At 72.0% G+C, this 15,355-nt stretch carries 10 protein-coding genes; 3 read left to right on the plus strand and 7 right to left on the minus strand.

Going from position 1 to position 15,355, the window contains the following annotated elements; all coding sequences use genetic code 11:
• Positions 1 to 31: 31 nt before the first annotated feature.
• The 7 genes from IM697_RS11735 to IM697_RS11765 are packed head-to-tail and all read right to left on the minus strand — an operon-like array spanning position 32 to position 7,795.
• Positions 32 to 865 (minus strand): HpcH/HpaI aldolase/citrate lyase family protein, encoded by an 834-nt coding sequence (locus tag IM697_RS11735; protein WP_194047302.1) that lies wholly within the window; start codon positions 863 to 865, stop codon positions 32 to 34.
• Positions 862 to 2,064: a CaiB/BaiF CoA transferase family protein gene (locus IM697_RS11740; protein ID WP_194047304.1), complete on the minus strand. Its 1,203-nt coding sequence runs from the start codon at positions 2,062 to 2,064 to the stop codon at positions 862 to 864. Before IM697_RS11740 ends, IM697_RS11735 begins: the two co-directional genes overlap by 4 nt.
• On the minus strand, positions 2,061 to 2,954 hold the full coding sequence (gene rbsK / locus IM697_RS11745) for a ribokinase (RefSeq protein ID WP_194047306.1): 894 nt from the start codon (positions 2,952 to 2,954) through the stop codon (positions 2,061 to 2,063). Before rbsK ends, IM697_RS11740 begins: the two co-directional genes overlap by 4 nt.
• Positions 2,951 to 4,333, minus strand: coding sequence for an ADP-ribosylglycohydrolase family protein (locus IM697_RS11750; RefSeq protein WP_194047308.1), 1,383 nt, complete (start codon positions 4,331 to 4,333; stop codon positions 2,951 to 2,953). Before IM697_RS11750 ends, rbsK begins: the two co-directional genes overlap by 4 nt.
• Positions 4,321 to 5,496: an ADP-ribosylglycohydrolase family protein gene (locus tag IM697_RS11755; RefSeq protein WP_194047310.1), complete on the minus strand. Its 1,176-nt coding sequence runs from the start codon at positions 5,494 to 5,496 to the stop codon at positions 4,321 to 4,323. The genes IM697_RS11750 and IM697_RS11755 overlap by 13 nt, the downstream gene beginning before the upstream one ends.
• Before the next feature lie 8 nt (positions 5,497 to 5,504).
• Positions 5,505 to 6,776, minus strand: coding sequence for an ADP-ribosylglycohydrolase family protein (locus IM697_RS11760; RefSeq protein ID WP_194047312.1), 1,272 nt, complete (start codon positions 6,774 to 6,776; stop codon positions 5,505 to 5,507).
• Positions 6,773 to 7,795: an ADP-ribosylglycohydrolase family protein gene (locus IM697_RS11765; protein ID WP_194047314.1), complete on the minus strand. Its 1,023-nt coding sequence runs from the start codon at positions 7,793 to 7,795 to the stop codon at positions 6,773 to 6,775. Before IM697_RS11765 ends, IM697_RS11760 begins: the two co-directional genes overlap by 4 nt.
• 280 nt (positions 7,796 to 8,075) lie before the next feature.
• Between IM697_RS11765 and IM697_RS11770 the strand changes: the two genes are divergently transcribed.
• From IM697_RS11770 to IM697_RS11780, 3 genes are all read left to right on the plus strand, one after another.
• Positions 8,076 to 8,807 (plus strand): VIT1/CCC1 transporter family protein, encoded by a 732-nt coding sequence (locus IM697_RS11770; RefSeq protein WP_194047316.1) that lies wholly within the window; start codon positions 8,076 to 8,078, stop codon positions 8,805 to 8,807.
• A 377-nt stretch (positions 8,808 to 9,184) separates the two neighbouring features.
• Positions 9,185 to 13,786 (plus strand): glutamate synthase large subunit, encoded by a 4,602-nt coding sequence (gene gltB / locus IM697_RS11775; RefSeq protein ID WP_194047318.1) that lies wholly within the window; start codon positions 9,185 to 9,187, stop codon positions 13,784 to 13,786.
• Entirely contained in the window at positions 13,779 to 15,239 is a 1,461-nt protein-coding gene (locus IM697_RS11780; RefSeq protein ID WP_194047320.1) for a glutamate synthase subunit beta, read from the plus strand. The genes gltB and IM697_RS11780 overlap by 8 nt, the downstream gene beginning before the upstream one ends.
• The last annotated feature ends 116 nt before the right edge of the window (positions 15,240 to 15,355 follow it).

The following is a 15,355-nucleotide window of genomic DNA, read 5'->3' on the forward strand; positions in this document are numbered from 1 at the left end:
GTGTTCCGGGCGCCCTCGTCGCGTGTGGGGATCAGGCGCGGTGGGCCAGGGACAAGGTGCGGTGTGCCGCCGCGACCACCGCCGCGTCGATGAAGGTTCCGTCCCGCAAGGCCTGGGCCCCCTGTTCCGTGGCGGCCGCTTTGATGATCGTCTCGGCCTGTTCCAGTTCCTCCTCCGTGGGGAGGTAGGCCCGTTCGATCACCGGGAGCTGACGGGGGTGGATGGCCGCTCGGCCCAGGAAGCCCAGGGTGCGGCCGTGGGCGCAGGACTCCGCCAGGCCCTCCAGGTCGCGGATGTCCGGATGGACCGACTGGGCCGGCGGAGGCAGGCCCGCCGCCCGCGCGGCCACGACGACGCGGGAGCGGCACCAGTCGAGGCCCGCGTCGTCCCGTACGCCCAGGTCGGCCCGGAGGTCCGCGGTGCCCAGGGAGATGCCGTGGAGGGCGGGGTGGGCGGAGGCGATCGCGTGGGCGCGTTCGATGCCGAGGGCCGATTCCAGCAGGGCGTGCAGCGGGATGGTGCCCGGGGCGGAGGGCGGGGTCGTCTGGGCGAGGTGGATGATCTGCTCGGCCGAGGTCACCTTCGGCAGACGCAGGCCGGACAGGCCGGGGAGGTCGGCCAGGGCCGCGAGGTCCTTCGCCGCCGCCGGGGTGGCCAGGGCGTTCACCCGCACGTGGACGGGGACGGGGTGCTCCGGTTCGCGGAGCAGGTCGGCCGTGGCCGCCCGGGCGTAGTCCTTGCGGTCCGGGGCCACGGCGTCCTCCAGGTCGACGACGACGATGTCGGCGCCGGACGCCAGGGCCTTGGCCACCACATGCGGGCGGTCGCCGGGAGCGTACAGCCAGGTCAGGGGGAAGCGCGTCACAGGCTTCCCTCCTCGCGCAGGGCCGCCAGTTCGGCGGGGGTCAGGCCCAGACCGGTGAGGATGTCGTGGGTGTCCGCGCCGTGCGGGCGGCCTGTCCAGCGGATCGTGCCGGGGGTGGCGGAGAGACGGAACAGGACGTTCTGCATGCGCAGCGGGCCGAGTTCGGGGTCGTCGACCGTGGTGATCGTGTCCAGGGCCGCGTACTGCGGGTCGGTCATCACATCCCGTACGTCTTGGATCGGGGCGACCGCAGCCTCCGCCTTCTCGAAGGCCGCCATGACGTCGGCGCGGGTGTGGCGGGCGATCCAGTCGCCGACCGCCCGGTCGAGGACGTCGGCGTGGCGGGCCCGGTCGGCGCCCGTCGCGAACCAGGGCTCGTCGATCAGGTCGGGGCGTCCCACCAGGCGCATCACACGCTCGGCGATGGACTGGGCGGAGGTGGAGACGGCGACCCAGGTGCCGTCGGCGGTGCGGTAGGTGTTGCGCGGGGCGTTGTTCGCGGAGCGGTTGCCGGTGCGCCGCTGGACGTGGCCGAGCTGGTCGTACCAGGTGGGCTGGGGGCCGAGGGCCATCAGCATCGGTTCGATCAGGGCCATGTCGACGACCTGGCCCTCGCCGGTGCGGTCGCGGGCGGACAGGGCGGTCATCACCGCGTACGCGGTCGCCAGGCCCGCGATGGAGTCGGCCAGGCCGAACGGAGGGAGAGTCGGGGGCGCGTCCGGTTCGCCGGTGATGGCCGCGAAGCCGCTCATCGCCTCGGCGAGGGTGCCGAAGCCGGGGCGATGGGCGTAGGGGCCGAACTGGCCGAAGCCGGTGACGCGGGTGAGGACCAGACCGGGGTTGGCGGCGGAGAGTTCCTCCCAGCCGAGGTCCCATTTCTCCAGGGTGCCGGGGCGGAAGTTCTCGATGACGACGTCCGCGGTCGCGGCCAGGCGCAGCAGGGCGGCGCGGCCGCCGGGCTTGGAGAGGTTCAGGGCGATCGTGCGCTTGTTGCGGCCGAGGACCTTCCACCACAGGCCGACCCCGTCCTTCGACGGGCCGTGGCCGCGGGAGGGGTCCGGCTTCTCGGGGTGCTCGACCTTGATGACCTCCGCGCCGAAGTCACCGAGCATCGTGGCGGCGAGGGGGCCGGCGAAGAGGGTGGCCAGGTCCAGGACACGCAGGCCGGTCAGGGGGGTCGTCCGGGGGGTCTCGGTCATGACGCGTGCCGTTCGTCGATCTCGGGGCGGTACGGCATCGCCGCCGTGGCGCCCTCCCGCTGGACGGACAGCGCGGCCGCCGCGGACGCCCAGGCCAGCGCGTCCGGCATCGGGCGTCCCTCGCCGAGGGCCACCGCGAGGGCGCCGACGAAGGTGTCTCCGGCGCCGGTGGAGTCGACGGCGGTGACCTTCGGGGCGGGCACGGTCAGCGGGTCGGCGCCGCGGGTGGCGTACAGGCAGCCCGCCGCGCCCAGGGTGACGACGACCTCGGGCACCCGGTCGAGCAGCGCGGTGGCCGCCTCGCGGGGGTCGGTGCGACCGGTGAGGGTGGTGGCCTCGTGCTCGTTGGGGACCAACAGGTCGATGGTGGCGAGGAGTTCGTCCGGGAGCGGCTGCGCGGGGGACGGGGTGAGGATCGTGCGGACGCCGTGGCGGTGGGCGGCCTGGGCGCCGGCGAGGACCGCGGCCAGGGGGATCTCCAACTGGAGCAGCAGGGTGCCGGCGGAGGCGATGACGCCCTCGTCGCCGGGGCTGAGGTGGTCGACGGTGCCGTTCGCGCCGGGGATCACGACGATCGCGTTGCCGCCCTCGTCGTCCACGACGATGTGCGCGGTGCCGGAGGGGCCCTCGACCGTGCGGAGGTCGTCGGTGTCCACTCCGGAGTGTTCGAGGGTGGAGCGCAGGTGGATGCCGAAGGCGTCGTTGCCGACGGCGCCGATCATCAGCACGTCGCCGCCCGCGCGGGCCGCCGCGATGGCCTGGTTGGCGCCCTTGCCGCCGGGGATCGTACGGAACTCGCGGCCCGTCACGGTCTCGCCGCGCTGCGGCGCCTTCTCGACGTAGGTGACGAGGTCCATGTTCGTGCTGCCGAGCACGACGATGTCGGTCATGGGCGGGAGGCCTCCAAGGGGGTGAGTTCATGGGTGAGTCGGGCCAGCGCGTCGAAGCCGGTGCCGTTGAAGTCGGCGACGGAGGTGGCGAGGCGGTTCTTGAGGGGGGTGGTCCAGCGGTCCGGGAGGGCGGCGGGGTCGCCGGCGAGGAGGGCGGCGATGCCGCCCGCCGTCGCGCCGTTCGAGTCGGTGTCCCAGCCTCCCGATACGGCACCGCGGATGGCGCCGGTGAAGTCGCCGTTCGCGTGGGCGAGGGCGGCGGCGATCAGGGCGGTGTTGGGGATGGCGTGGACCCAGTGGTGGGTGTCGGCGTAGGTGGCGTGGAGTTCGTCGACGAGCGCGTCGAAGTCCTCGTGGGCGTCGGCCAGTTGGAGGGCGTGGTCGATGGCCCGGGCCAGGCGGGACCTCGGCGGGATCACCGTGAGGCCGGTGCGCAGGCAGGTGTGGATGTCGTGCGGGCCGGTCGCCGTCGCGGCCCGTGCGATGACCGCCGCCGTGAACATCGCCGCGTAGACGCCGTTGGCGGTGTGGGTGAGGGTGGCGTCGCGGTGGGCCTGTTCGGCCGCGGTGGCCGGGTCGCCGGGGTTGGTCCAGCCGTGGACGTCGGCGCGGATGAGGGCGCCGATCCATTCGCGGAAGGGGTTGCGGTGGCGGGCCGTGTGCGGGGGTTCGATGCCCAGGAGGAGGTTGCGGTGGGCGATGCGCTCGGCGGTGAAGGTGCGGCCGGGCGGGAGTTCGTCGAGCCAGAGGCGGGCCACGTCCGCGGTGGTGAAGGCGCTGCCGTGGCGCTGGAGCAGGAGGAGGTTGAGGAGGGGGTAGTTGAGGTCGTCGTCCTCGGGCATGCCGTCGATGTTCTCGGCGAGGGAGGTGGTGGCCGAGCGGCGGTTCCAGGGGTGGGCGGCGAGCAGGTCCGGGGGGACTCCCTTGGCCGTGAAGTAGGTGTTCAGGGGCCAGTTGCCGGTCGATCCGGCCAGTTGGCGGATGGCGTCGAAGGGGAGCTTCTCCACCGGTTTGCCGAGGAGGCAGCCGACCGCTCGGCCCAGCCAGGCGGCTTCGTAGCGGGCAGGCCGCGCGGCCGCACTGCTCGCGGATCGTGACGGCCAGTCCGGGCACCGGGACCTGATCTTCTCCAGGTCCGTCGGCTCGTCGTCCTGCAAGCCGCTGGGCAGGTCCGCCAGTTCGTCCAGCAGGTCCTCCGCCAGTTGCCGCAGATAGCGCGACGCCGGTTCCGGTGACGCCCCCGCCCGCAGCGGGGCCTCCGGGCCGCCCGCCGCCCGCCACCTCTCCGCGATCCTCGACGGCTCGCGGCCGTCCAGGGCCGCCTGCCGGAGTTCATGGCCCAGGAGGTCCTCCGGCTGGACCCAGGTCAGTCGGAGCACGGTCGGCCCTCCAGTGCGGTGAACGCCGCTTCGTGCGCCCGGCGCCGGTCCACGTCCCGTGCGTGGATCTCCCTCGTCACCTCGGTGAGGGCGCGGGGCGGTTCCCACAGGTCCAGGCGGCTGGCCTCCGCCACCGTCTTCGACCAGTCCTCGGGGGCCGGTGAGCCCAGGGCCCCGGCCAGGGCGCCGGCCATCGTCGCGATGGAGTCGCAGTCGCGGCCGTAGTTCACCGCGCCCAGGACCGCCCGGCGGTAGTCGCCGTGCGCGATCAGCAGCATGGCGAGGGCGACGGGGAGTTCCTCGATGGCGTGCAGGCGGGAGGGGCGACGGGCACCGAGGGACGGGCGGCGGTAGTCGGGGCCGACCGTGTCGTACGGGGCGACCGCCTCCCGGAGCGGGACGAGCGCCGACTCGAAGTCGGTGTGGGCGCCGGCCACTTCGCAGGTCTGCTCGATCGCCGCCCGCGTGCCGTCCTTCGCCAGGGACAGACAGGTCGAGACGACCGACTCCGGGGTGGCTCCCGGTGCGCACGCCGCTGCCACCGCCGCCGCGAAGACGCCCGCCGCCTCCCGGCCGTACGACGACTGGTGCGCGCCCGCGATGTCCAGCGCCTCGGCGTACGCCGCCCTCGGGTCGGCCGCGTTGACCAGGCCGACCGGGGCCATGTACATCGCCGCACCGCAGTTGACGATGTTGCCGACACCGGCCTCCCGTGGGTCGACATGGCCGTAGTGGAGGCGGGCCACCAGCCACTTCTCCGCCAGGAAGAGGCGGTGCAGGGGGAGTGCCTCGGACTCCAGTTCCGGGATCCAGCGCGGGTTGGTCATCAGGTCCGGGACCAGGTGGTCGGCGATCGCGTGGGCGTCGAGGTGGTCGCGGACCCGCGCGTAGACGCGGACCAGCGCGTGCGTCATCAACGTGTCGTCGGTGACGTGCCCGTCGCCCTTGTGGTACGGCGCGATGGGGCGGGCCGTGCGCCAGGCGTCGCCGTTCCAGGGGCCGACGACACCGTGGACCCGGCCGCCGTGGCGCTGAAGGATCTGGTCGGGGGAGTAGCCCTCCACCGGGCCGCCGAGGGCGTCGCCGACCGCCGCGCCGACCAGGGCGCCGGTGATCCGCTCGTCGAGACGCGGGCCACTGCTTTCTTCTGCTTTGGGCGTCATGCCCCGAATCATCCTCCTGCTCGCGCCGGTTGTGAGGCTTCCAGGAGTTCGGCGAGTTCCACCAGGTCCGTGCCGGTGAGCCGAGGGAGTACGCAGCCGGAGAGGGTGCGGCAGGTCTCCCGCCAGGTCACCGGGATCGACGTACCGCCGCCGAGTGCGCCCGTCAGCGCGCCCGCCAGGGCCGGTGCCGAGTCCGCCACCCGGGACAGGCACGCGGCCGCGGGGACCGCCTCGGCGATACGGCCGTTCGCGGCGACCGTGAGGGCGAGGGCGACCGGGACCGTCTCGGCGGCGGCGATGCCGTAGCTGTAGACGTGGTCGACGATCTGGTGCTCGAGGAGGGGGATCAGGGCGAAGGCGCTGTCGGCGGACCGCGCGAGGTGCAGTGCGTGGCGGGCGTTGCGGCCGATCTCCGTCTCCTCGGGGAGTTCGGAGAGCGCCGCGGTCACACATGCGCCGGTCTCCGCGCCGGTCAGGGCCAGTGCCACGGCCGCCGCCATCGCCCTCGCGCCGTGCACGCCGTCGCCGTCCTGGGTGTAGCGGGCGTCGAACTCGGCGAGGTCGGCGGCGCGGTGGGGGTCGCCGGGGTGGGCCACGGCCAGGACACAGGCGCGTACGCAGGCCGCGTCGTCGAAGTAGTGCGGGTTGTCATGGCCGGTGGCGGGTGGACGCAGGCCGGTGGCGAGGTTGCCGAGGCCGGCTCGGACGGAGATGCGGGCGCGCAGGGGGAGGACGGCCGACTCGATCTCGGGGGCGCGGTCCGCCGCCGCGGCGATCTCGTCTGCCAGGGCGCTCCAGGTGAGGTCGATCGCGGCTCGGGTGCGGCGTTCCCGGCTCAGGTCGCCGAGGGCTGTGTCGTCGCCGGCTCGGAGGAGGGCCTCTGCGGTGAAGGCCGCCCATTCCGCGTCGTCGGAGGGGCCCAGGCGGAGGGGCTCCGGGGGCTGGTTCAGGGCGATGGGGACGGGGAGGGTGGTGGTGGCGTTGTGCTCGGCGAAGGTGTCGAGTTCGCGGGTGAGGCGGCGGGTCCATTCGGGCATACGGGCGGCTCGGTGGCGGGCGGCGGGCCAGCCGGCCGCGTCGCCTGCGGCTAGGCCTAGGAGGAGGCCGAGGGTGTGTTGAGCGGCCTCGGCTTCGCCTTCGGCCTGTTTGTTCCCACCCGCACCGCCCGTGCGACTTTCGTCGTCGAGTGCGGGTGGCCCTTGTGGGGGTTCCTCGCCGTCGACGACTGCGGGAGGTGCCTCTGCTGGGATTCCCTCGTCCCAAGGCGTCGGCGGCGTCATCGTCGGCCCCTCCACTTTCCGTTCTCGCCCGGTGTCAGCAGCTCCGCCACGTCCAGGACGTGGTGGCCCGCCATCGACGGCAGGCAGCTTCCCCGCGCCGGGCCGATCGCCGACGCCCAGTCGGCCGGGATCGCCGGCTCGCCCTGGGTCGCGCCCGCCAGTGCCCCGGCCACCGCTGCCGTCGTGTCGGCGTCGCGGCCCATGTTCACGGCCGTCAGGACCGCCTGGACGAAGTCGCCGTCCGCCGCCGCGTACGCGCCGAAGGCCAGTGCGACCGCCTCGGGGGCCAGGTCGGTCCACGGGTAGCCGCCGATCACGACCGCGGAGCGGACCGCGCGTTCGCCGCGGTGGGCCACCGCCACCGCCCGCCGCAGTGATCTGGCCGTCCAGGAGTCGTCCGGGATCACCGCCAGGGCGGAGGCGACCACGGCGATGGTCGGTGCGCCCGCCATCGCCGCCGCCACGCCCGCGGCCACCGCCTGCCCGCCGTAGATGCCCTCGCCGTCGTGGCTCACCGAGCCGTCGATCGCCACCAGGCGGGCCGCCTCGGACGGGCGGCCCGCCGCGAAGACGCCGAAGGGGGCCGCCCGCATGGCGAGGCCGTCGCTCCAGGCGTGGCGGTGCTGGGCGGAGATGGGGGCGGCCAGGCCCCGGCGGAGGTTCTCCAGCGTGCCGCGTTCGCTGAAGCCCGCGCCTCGGAAGGGGCCCTCCGCGCGGTCGGCGATCCACTCGTGCCAGGCCGCCTCCACATGCGCCGGGGTGAGCGCCGAGCCATGGCGGGCGAGGAGGAGGCCCGAGAAGATCGCGTACTCGGTGTCGTCGGTGCCGGAGGGGCTGTCGGTGACGAAGCCCGTGACGCGGCCCCAGCGGGCGCGGATCTCGGAGGGCTTCATGTTCTCCGCGGGGGCGCCCAGCGCGTCGCCGACCGCCAGGCCCAGCAGCGCGCCGCGGGCCCGTTCGCGCAGGTCGGCGACGTACCCGGGCGCCGGGACCGAGGGGATGCAGGCGATGGATGGCATGCGAGGCCTCTCCTCCGGGGGCTCCGCCCAGGGCGCGGAGCCCTTTGCGGATGTGTCCCACCGTCGGCGGTTGACCTGAGCCTCGGGGGCGTCATGTCACCCGGTCGACATCTGTGCAGGCTCTTACACGAATGAGCGTTCTAAGGGAAAAGCGCAGGTTAGCGGAGCCTTTCCTTGCTGGCGGGGTGGAATTTCGGGGCGTAGATTTGGTGTTGTCCAAGAGTAGAACTTGTCTAAAGGCAGCCTTTCCTAAGCTTCCGAACCTCCTGGGGGACCTCTCATGGCGATCATCGACACCGAGGCCGCGCTGCACGAGGCGCACCGTGACAACCACACCCACCGCGATGTGAACGGCGGCTGGCTGCGCCCCGCGGTCTTCGGTGCGATGGACGGGCTGGTCTCCAACCTCGCCCTGATGACCGGCGTCGCGGGTGGCGCCGTCAGCCATCAGGCCATCGTGCTCAGCGGGCTGGCGGGGCTCGCCGCCGGTGCCTTCTCCATGGCCGCCGGCGAGTACACCTCCGTCGCCTCGCAGCGCGAGCTCGTCGAGGCCGAGCTGGCCGTCGAACGGCGGGAGCTGCGAAAGCACCCGGAGGACGAGGAGGCCGAGCTCGCGGCGCTGTACGAGGCGCGGGGCGTCGAGCCGAAGCTGGCGCGGGCCGTCGCCGGGCAGCTCTCCCGCGACCCCGAGCTGGCCCTGGAGATACACGCCCGGGAAGAGCTGGGCATCGATCCCGGGGATCTGCCGTCGCCGCTCGTCGCGGCCGTCTCGTCGTTCGGGTCGTTCGCGCTGGGTGCGCTGCTGCCCGTACTGCCCTATCTGCTCGGGGCGACCGCGCTGTGGCCGGCCGTGCTGCTCGCGCTGCTCGGGCTGTTCCTGTGCGGTGCCGTCGTGGCCAAGGTGACCGCGCGGACCTGGTGGTACAGCGGGCTGCGGCAGCTCGCGCTCGGTGGTGCGGCGGCTGGTGTGACGTACGCCCTGGGCACGCTGTTCGGAACGGCCGTAGGATAGCTCCTCGGCCGGAACTTATGCGTGGGGCCGCATAAGTAGCCGTTACTCGCTGGTTTCGGATGCGTGACCACGGGGCATGAGCCGTAAGCGCTGTGGGCAATGACGCCTGCGGCGCACTCGCGGGGTCGGCGACGACGCCTTCCCCGCCCCCTCGGATCGGCGGACATGGACCTGTCCTGTTTCGGTCCCCACATACTTCAAGCCATGTGCGCGGAACCCCCGCCGCACGCACATGGCGTCCGCATGTTGGAACGGAGTATCCCGGTTCCCGAGAACCGTTCCATCATGTAACCTGCACGAAATTTTGCGATCACGCAGAGGGCCAACGTCGTCCCTCGGCACCTTGCATATGCCAATTGACGACGACGGGAGAGCCGATGCGTACGCCGCGCCAGCCGTCCCAGCACTCCGCGAATGGCCAGAACTGGTCGTTCATGGATGCTCGCCCTGCTGCGCAGGGTATGTACGACCCCCGCAACGAGCGCGACGCCTGTGGCGTCGGCTTCGTGGCCACCCTCACCGGTGAGGCGAGCCACACGCTGGTCGAGCAGGCGCTGACCGTTCTGCGCAACCTCGAACACCGCGGCGCCACCGGCTCCGAGCCCGACTCGGGTGACGGCGCGGGCATCCTCTCCCAGGTGCCGGACACCTTCTTCCGTGAGGTGGCCGGATTCGAGCTGCCCGCGGCCGGTGCGTACGCCGTCGGTATCGCCTTCCTGCCGGAGGAGGGGACGGCCGAGGTCGTCGCTCAGATCGAGACGATCGCCGGTGAGGAGGGCCTGACGGTCCTCGGCTGGCGCGAGGTCCCGGTCGCCCCCGAACTGCTCGGTGCCACCGCCCGGTCGACGATGCCCGCCTTCCGGCAGATCTTCGTCGCCGACGGCTCTGCAGTGCCTTCTACGGGTATCGCGCTCGACCGCAAGGCCTTCGCGCTGCGCAAGCGCGCCGAACGCGAGGCCGGCGTCTACTTCCCGTCGCTGTCGGCCCGCACCATCGTCTACAAGGGCATGCTGACCACCGGCCAGCTCGAGCCCTTCTTCCCGGACCTGTCCGACCGCCGCTTCGCCTCCGCGATCGCGCTCGTGCACTCCCGGTTCTCCACGAACACCTTCCCGTCGTGGCCGCTCGCCCACCCGTACCGCTTCGTCGCGCACAACGGCGAGATCAACACGGTCATGGGCAACCGCAACTGGATGCGCGCCCGTGAGTCGCAGCTCGTCTCCGACCTCTTCGGTGCGGACAGGCTGGAGCGGATCTTCCCGATCTGCACCCCGGACGCCTCCGACTCCGCGTCCTTCGACGAGGTGCTCGAACTCCTGCACCTGGGCGGCCGTACGCTGCCCCACTCCGTGCTGATGATGATCCCGGAGGCGTGGGAGAACCACGACTCCATGGACCCGGCCCGGCGCGCCTTCTACCAGTACCACTCCACGATGATGGAGCCCTGGGACGGCCCGGCCTGTGTCACCTTCACCGACGGCACCCAGGTCGGCGCCGTCCTCGACCGCAACGGCCTGCGCCCCGGCCGCTACTGGGTCACCGACGACGGCCTCGTCGTCCTCGGCTCCGAGGTCGGCGTCCTCGACATCGACCCCGCCAAGGTCGTCCGCAAGGGCCGCCTGCAGCCCGGCCGGATGTTCCTCGTGGACACCGCCGAGCACCGCATCATCGAGGACGACGAGATCAAGGCGACCCTCGCCGCCGAGCACCCGTACGCGGAGTGGCTGGAGGCCGGCGAGATCGAGCTGTCCGACCTGCCCGAGCGCGAGCACATCGTGCACACCCACGCCTCGGTCACCCGCCGCCAGCAGACCTTCGGCTACACCGAGGAGGAGCTGCGCGTCATCCTCGCGCCGATGGCCAAGGCCGGTGCCGAGCCGATCGGTTCGATGGGCACCGACTCGCCGATCGCCGCGCTGAGCGACCGCCCGCGGCTGCTCTTCGACTACTTCACCCAGCTGTTCGCGCAGGTCACCAACCCGCCGCTGGACGCCATCCGCGAGGAGCTGGTCACCTCGCTGCACAGCTCCCTCGGCCCGCAGGGCAACCTGCTGGAGCCGACGGCCGCCTCCTGCCGCTCGGTCACCCTGCCCTTCCCGGTGATCGACAACGACGAGCTGGCCAAGCTCATCCACATCAACGCCGACGGCGACATGCCCGGCTTCAAGGCCGCGACCCTGTCCGGTCTGTACCGGGTGCACGGCGGCGGGGACGCGCTGGCCGCGCGCATCGAGGAGATCTGCGCCGAGGCCGACGCCGCCATCGACAACGGCGCCCGCCTGATCGTGCTGTCGGACCGCCACTCCGACGCCGAGCACGCGCCGATCCCGTCGCTGCTGCTCACCGCGGCCGTCCACCACCACCTCATCCGCACCAAGCAGCGCACCCACGTGGGCCTGCTGGTCGAGGCCGGCGACGTCCGCGAGGTCCACCACGTCGCCCTGCTCATCGGCTACGGCGCCGCCGCCGTCAACCCGTACCTGGCGATGGAGTCCGTCGAGGACCTGGTCCGCGCGGGCACCTTCCTGTCGGACATCGAGGCCGAGAAGGCCATCCGCAACCTGATCTACGCCCTCGGCAAGGGCGTCCTGAAGGTCATGTCCAAGATGGGCATCTCCACCGTCGCCTCCTACCGCGGCGCCCAGGTCTTCGAGGCCGTCGGTCTCGACGACGCCTTCGTCGAGAAGTACTTCAACGGCACCGCCACCAAGATCGGCGGCGTCGGCATCGACGTCATCGCCAAGGAGGTCGCCGCCCGCCACGCCAAGGCGTACCCGGCGTCGGGCATCGCGCCGGCGCACCGCGCCCTCGACATAGGCGGCGAGTACCAGTGGCGTCGCGAGGGCGAGCCGCACCTGTTCGACCCGGAGACGGTCTTCCGCCTCCAGCACTCCACGCGCACCGGTCGCTACGACATCTTCAAGAAGTACACCGAGCGTGTGAACGAGCAGTCCGAGCGCCTGATGACGCTCCGCGGGCTCTTCGGCTTCAGGTCGGACCGGCAGCCGATCTCCATCGACGAGGTCGAGCCGGTCTCCGAGATCGTCAAGCGCTTCTCCACCGGCGCCATGTCGTACGGCTCCATCTCGCGCGAGGCGCACGAGACGCTCGCCATCGCCATGAACCAGCTGGGCGGCAAGTCCAACACCGGTGAGGGCGGCGAGGACCCGGAGCGCCTGTACGACCCGGCGCGCCGGTCGTCGATCAAGCAGGTCGCCTCCGGCCGCTTCGGTGTGACCTCCGAGTACCTGGTCAACGCCGACGACATCCAGATCAAGATGGCCCAGGGCGCCAAGCCCGGCGAGGGCGGCCAGCTGCCCGGCCACAAGGTCTACCCGTGGGTGGCCAAGACCCGTCACTCGACGCCGGGTGTCGGCCTGATCTCCCCGCCGCCGCACCACGACATCTACTCCATCGAGGACCTGGCCCAGCTGATCCACGACCTGAAGAACGCGAACCCGCAGGCGCGGATTCACGTGAAGCTGGTGTCGGAGGTCGGCGTCGGCACGGTCGCGGCGGGCGTCTCCAAGGCGCACGCCGACGTCGTGCTGATCTCCGGTCACGACGGTGGTACGGGTGCTTCGCCCCTTACCTCCTTGAAGCACGCCGGCGGCCCCTGGGAGCTCGGCCTCGCCGAGACCCAGCAGACCCTGCTGCTCAACGGCCTGCGCGACCGCATCGTCGTGCAGACCGACGGCCAGCTCAAGACCGGCCGTGACGTGGTCATCGCCGCGCTGCTCGGCGCCGAGGAGTTCGGTTTCGCGACCGCGCCGCTCGTGGTCTCCGGCTGCGTCATGATGCGCGTCTGCCACCTGGACACCTGCCCGGTCGGCATCGCCACCCAGAACCCGACCCTGCGCGAGCGCTTCTCCGGCAAGGCCGAGTACGTCGTCAACTTCTTCCAGTACATCGCCGAAGAGGTCCGCGAGCTCCTCGCCGAGCTGGGCTTCCGCTCCATCGAGGAGGCCGTCGGCCACGCCGAGGCCCTCGACGTGACCCGCGCGGTCGACCACTGGAAGGCGCAGGGCCTGGACCTGGAGCCGCTGTTCCACGTGCCCGAGCTGCCCGCCGGCGCGGTCCGGCACCAGCTCGTCGAGCAGGACCACGGCCTGGAGAAGGCGCTCGACAACGAGCTGATCAAGCTCGCCGCCGACGCGCTCGCCGCGGACTCCGCGACCGACGCCCAGCCGGTGCGCGCCCAGGTCAAGGTCCGCAACATCAACCGCACGGTCGGCACCATGCTCGGCCACGAGGTGACGAAGAAGTTCGGTGGCGCGGGCCTGCCCGACGACACCATCGACATCACCTTCACCGGCTCCGCCGGCCAGTCCTTCGGCGCCTTCCTGCCGCGCGGTGTCACGCTCCGCCTGGAGGGCGACGCCAACGACTACGTCGGCAAGGGTCTGTCGGGTGGCCGTGTGGTCGTCCGTCCCGACCGGGGCGCCGACCACCTCGCCGAGTACTCGACCATCGCGGGCAACACCATCGCCTACGGCGCGACCGGCGGCGAGCTGTTCCTGCGAGGTCGTACGGGTGAGCGGTTCTGTGTCCGCAACTCCGGTGCCACGGTCGTCTCCGAGGGCGTGGGCGACCACGGCTGCGAGTACATGACCGGTGGTCACGCGGTGGTCCTGGGCGAGACGGGCCGTAACTTCGCGGCCGGTATGTCCGGTGGCGTCGCGTACGTCATCGACCTCGACCGCGACAACGTCAACGTCGGCAACGTCAGTGCCGTCGAGGCCCTCGACGACACCGACAAGCAGTGGCTGCACGACGTGGTCCGCCGCCACCAGGAGGAGACCGGGTCCACGGTCGCCGAGAAGCTCCTGGCCGAGTGGGACACCGCGGTCGACCGCTTCAGCAAGATCATCCCCAGCACGTACAAGGCAGTGCTCGCCGCCAAGGACGCCGCCGAGCGAGCCGGTCTGTCCGAGACCGAGGTCACCGAGAAGATGATGGAGGCGGCGATCAATGGCTGACCCGAAGGGCTTTCTGAACCACGGCCGCGAGGTCGCCAAGTCCCGCCCGGTCGAGGAGCGCCTCAAGGACTGGAACGAGGTCTACGTCCCCGGCTCCCTGCTGCCGATCATCAGCAAGCAGGCCAGCCGCTGCATGGACTGCGGCATCCCGTTCTGCCACAACGGCTGCCCGCTGGGGAACCTGATCCCCGAGTGGAACGACTACGCCTACCGCGAGGACTGGACGGCCGCGTCGGAGCGCCTGCACGCGACGAACAACTTCCCGGAGTTCACGGGCCGGCTGTGCCCGGCCCCGTGCGAGGCGGCGTGTGTGCTCGGCATCAACCAGCCGGCCGTCACCATCAAGAACGTCGAGGTCTCGATCATCGACAAGGCGTGGGACGCGGGCACCGTCGCCCCGCAGGCCCCCGAGCGCCTGTCCGGCAAGACCGTCGCCGTCATCGGCTCGGGCCCGGCGGGACTGGCCGCCGCCCAGCAGCTCACCCGGGCCGGCCACACCGTCGCCGTCTACGAGCGCGCGGACCGCATCGGCGGCCTTCTCCGCTACGGCATCCCCGAGTTCAAGATGGAGAAGCGGCACATCAACCGCCGTATCGAGCAGATGCGCGCGGAGGGCACCCGCTTCCGTACCGGCATCGAGATCGGCCGCGACCTCAAGGCGACCGACCTGAAGAAGCGGTACGACGCGGTCGTCATCGCCGCCGGCGCCACGACCGCCCGTGACCTCCCGGTCCCCGGCCGCGAGCTCAAGGGCGTCCACCAGGCGATGGAGTACCTGCCGCTGGCGAACAAGGTCCAGGAGGGCGACTACGTCACCTCCCCGATCTCGGCCGAGGGCAAGCACGTCGTCGTCATCGGCGGTGGCGACACCGGCGCCGACTGCGTGGGCACCGCCCACCGCCAGGGCGCGGCCTCGGTGACCCAGCTGGAGATCATGCCGAGGCCGGGCGAGGAGCGTGCCGCGCACCAGCCGTGGCCGACCTTCCCGATGCTGTACAAGGTCACCTCCGCGCACGAGGAGGGCGGCGAGCGCGTCTACTCGGTGTCGACGACGCACTTCGAGGGCGACGAGGACGGCAACGTCCAGTGGCTGCACATGACCGAGGTCGAGTTCGTCGACGGCAAGCTCACGTCCAAGCCGGGCACCGAGCGCAAGATCCCGGCCCAGCTGGTGACGCTGGCCATGGGCTTCACCGGCACCGACCGGGACAACGGCCTGGTCGAGCAGTTCGGCCTGGAGCTCGACGAGCGCGGCAACGTCGCCCGCGACGCCGACTTCCAGACCAATGTGCCGGGCGTCTTCGTCGCCGGTGACGCGGGCCGCGGCCAGTCGCTCATCGTGTGGGCGATCGCGGAGGGCCGCTCGGCCGCCCGCGGCTGCGACCGCTTCCTGACCGGCGCGAGCGACCTGCCGGCCCCGATCCGCCCGACGGACCGCGCCCTGATGGCCTGACACCTCAACAGACGTCCCGTACAACGGCGTACGGAACACTGACGGCGCCTGCCCACAGTCCCCGACCGGACGACTGGGCGGGCGCCGTCGCCTTGCGCTCAGGACTTTCGAAACAC

The sequence above is a fragment of the Streptomyces ferrugineus genome, assembly GCF_015160855.1.
GTDB lineage: Bacteria > Actinomycetota > Actinomycetes > Streptomycetales > Streptomycetaceae > Streptomyces > Streptomyces ferrugineus.

Excerpts from the sequence above, each read along its gene's own strand:
- IM697_RS11740 (WP_194047304.1), bottom strand. The coding sequence starts at position 2,064 with ATGACCGAGACCCCCCGGACGACCCCCCTGACCGGCCTGCGTGTCCTG.
- rbsK (WP_194047306.1), bottom strand. The coding sequence starts at position 2,954 with ATGACCGACATCGTCGTGCTCGGCAGCACGAACATGGACCTCGTCACC.
- IM697_RS11755 (WP_194047310.1), bottom strand. The coding sequence starts at position 5,496 with ATGACGCCCAAAGCAGAAGAAAGCAGTGGCCCGCGTCTCGACGAGCGG.
- IM697_RS11760 (WP_194047312.1), bottom strand. The coding sequence starts at position 6,776 with ATGACGCCGCCGACGCCTTGGGACGAGGGAATCCCAGCAGAGGCACCT.
- IM697_RS11765 (WP_194047314.1), bottom strand. The coding sequence starts at position 7,795 with ATGCCATCCATCGCCTGCATCCCCTCGGTCCCGGCGCCCGGGTACGTC.
- IM697_RS11770 (WP_194047316.1), top strand. The coding sequence starts at position 8,076 with ATGGCGATCATCGACACCGAGGCCGCGCTGCACGAGGCGCACCGTGAC.
- gltB (WP_194047318.1), top strand. The coding sequence starts at position 9,185 with ATGCGTACGCCGCGCCAGCCGTCCCAGCACTCCGCGAATGGCCAGAAC.
- IM697_RS11780 (WP_194047320.1), top strand. The coding sequence starts at position 13,779 with ATGGCTGACCCGAAGGGCTTTCTGAACCACGGCCGCGAGGTCGCCAAG.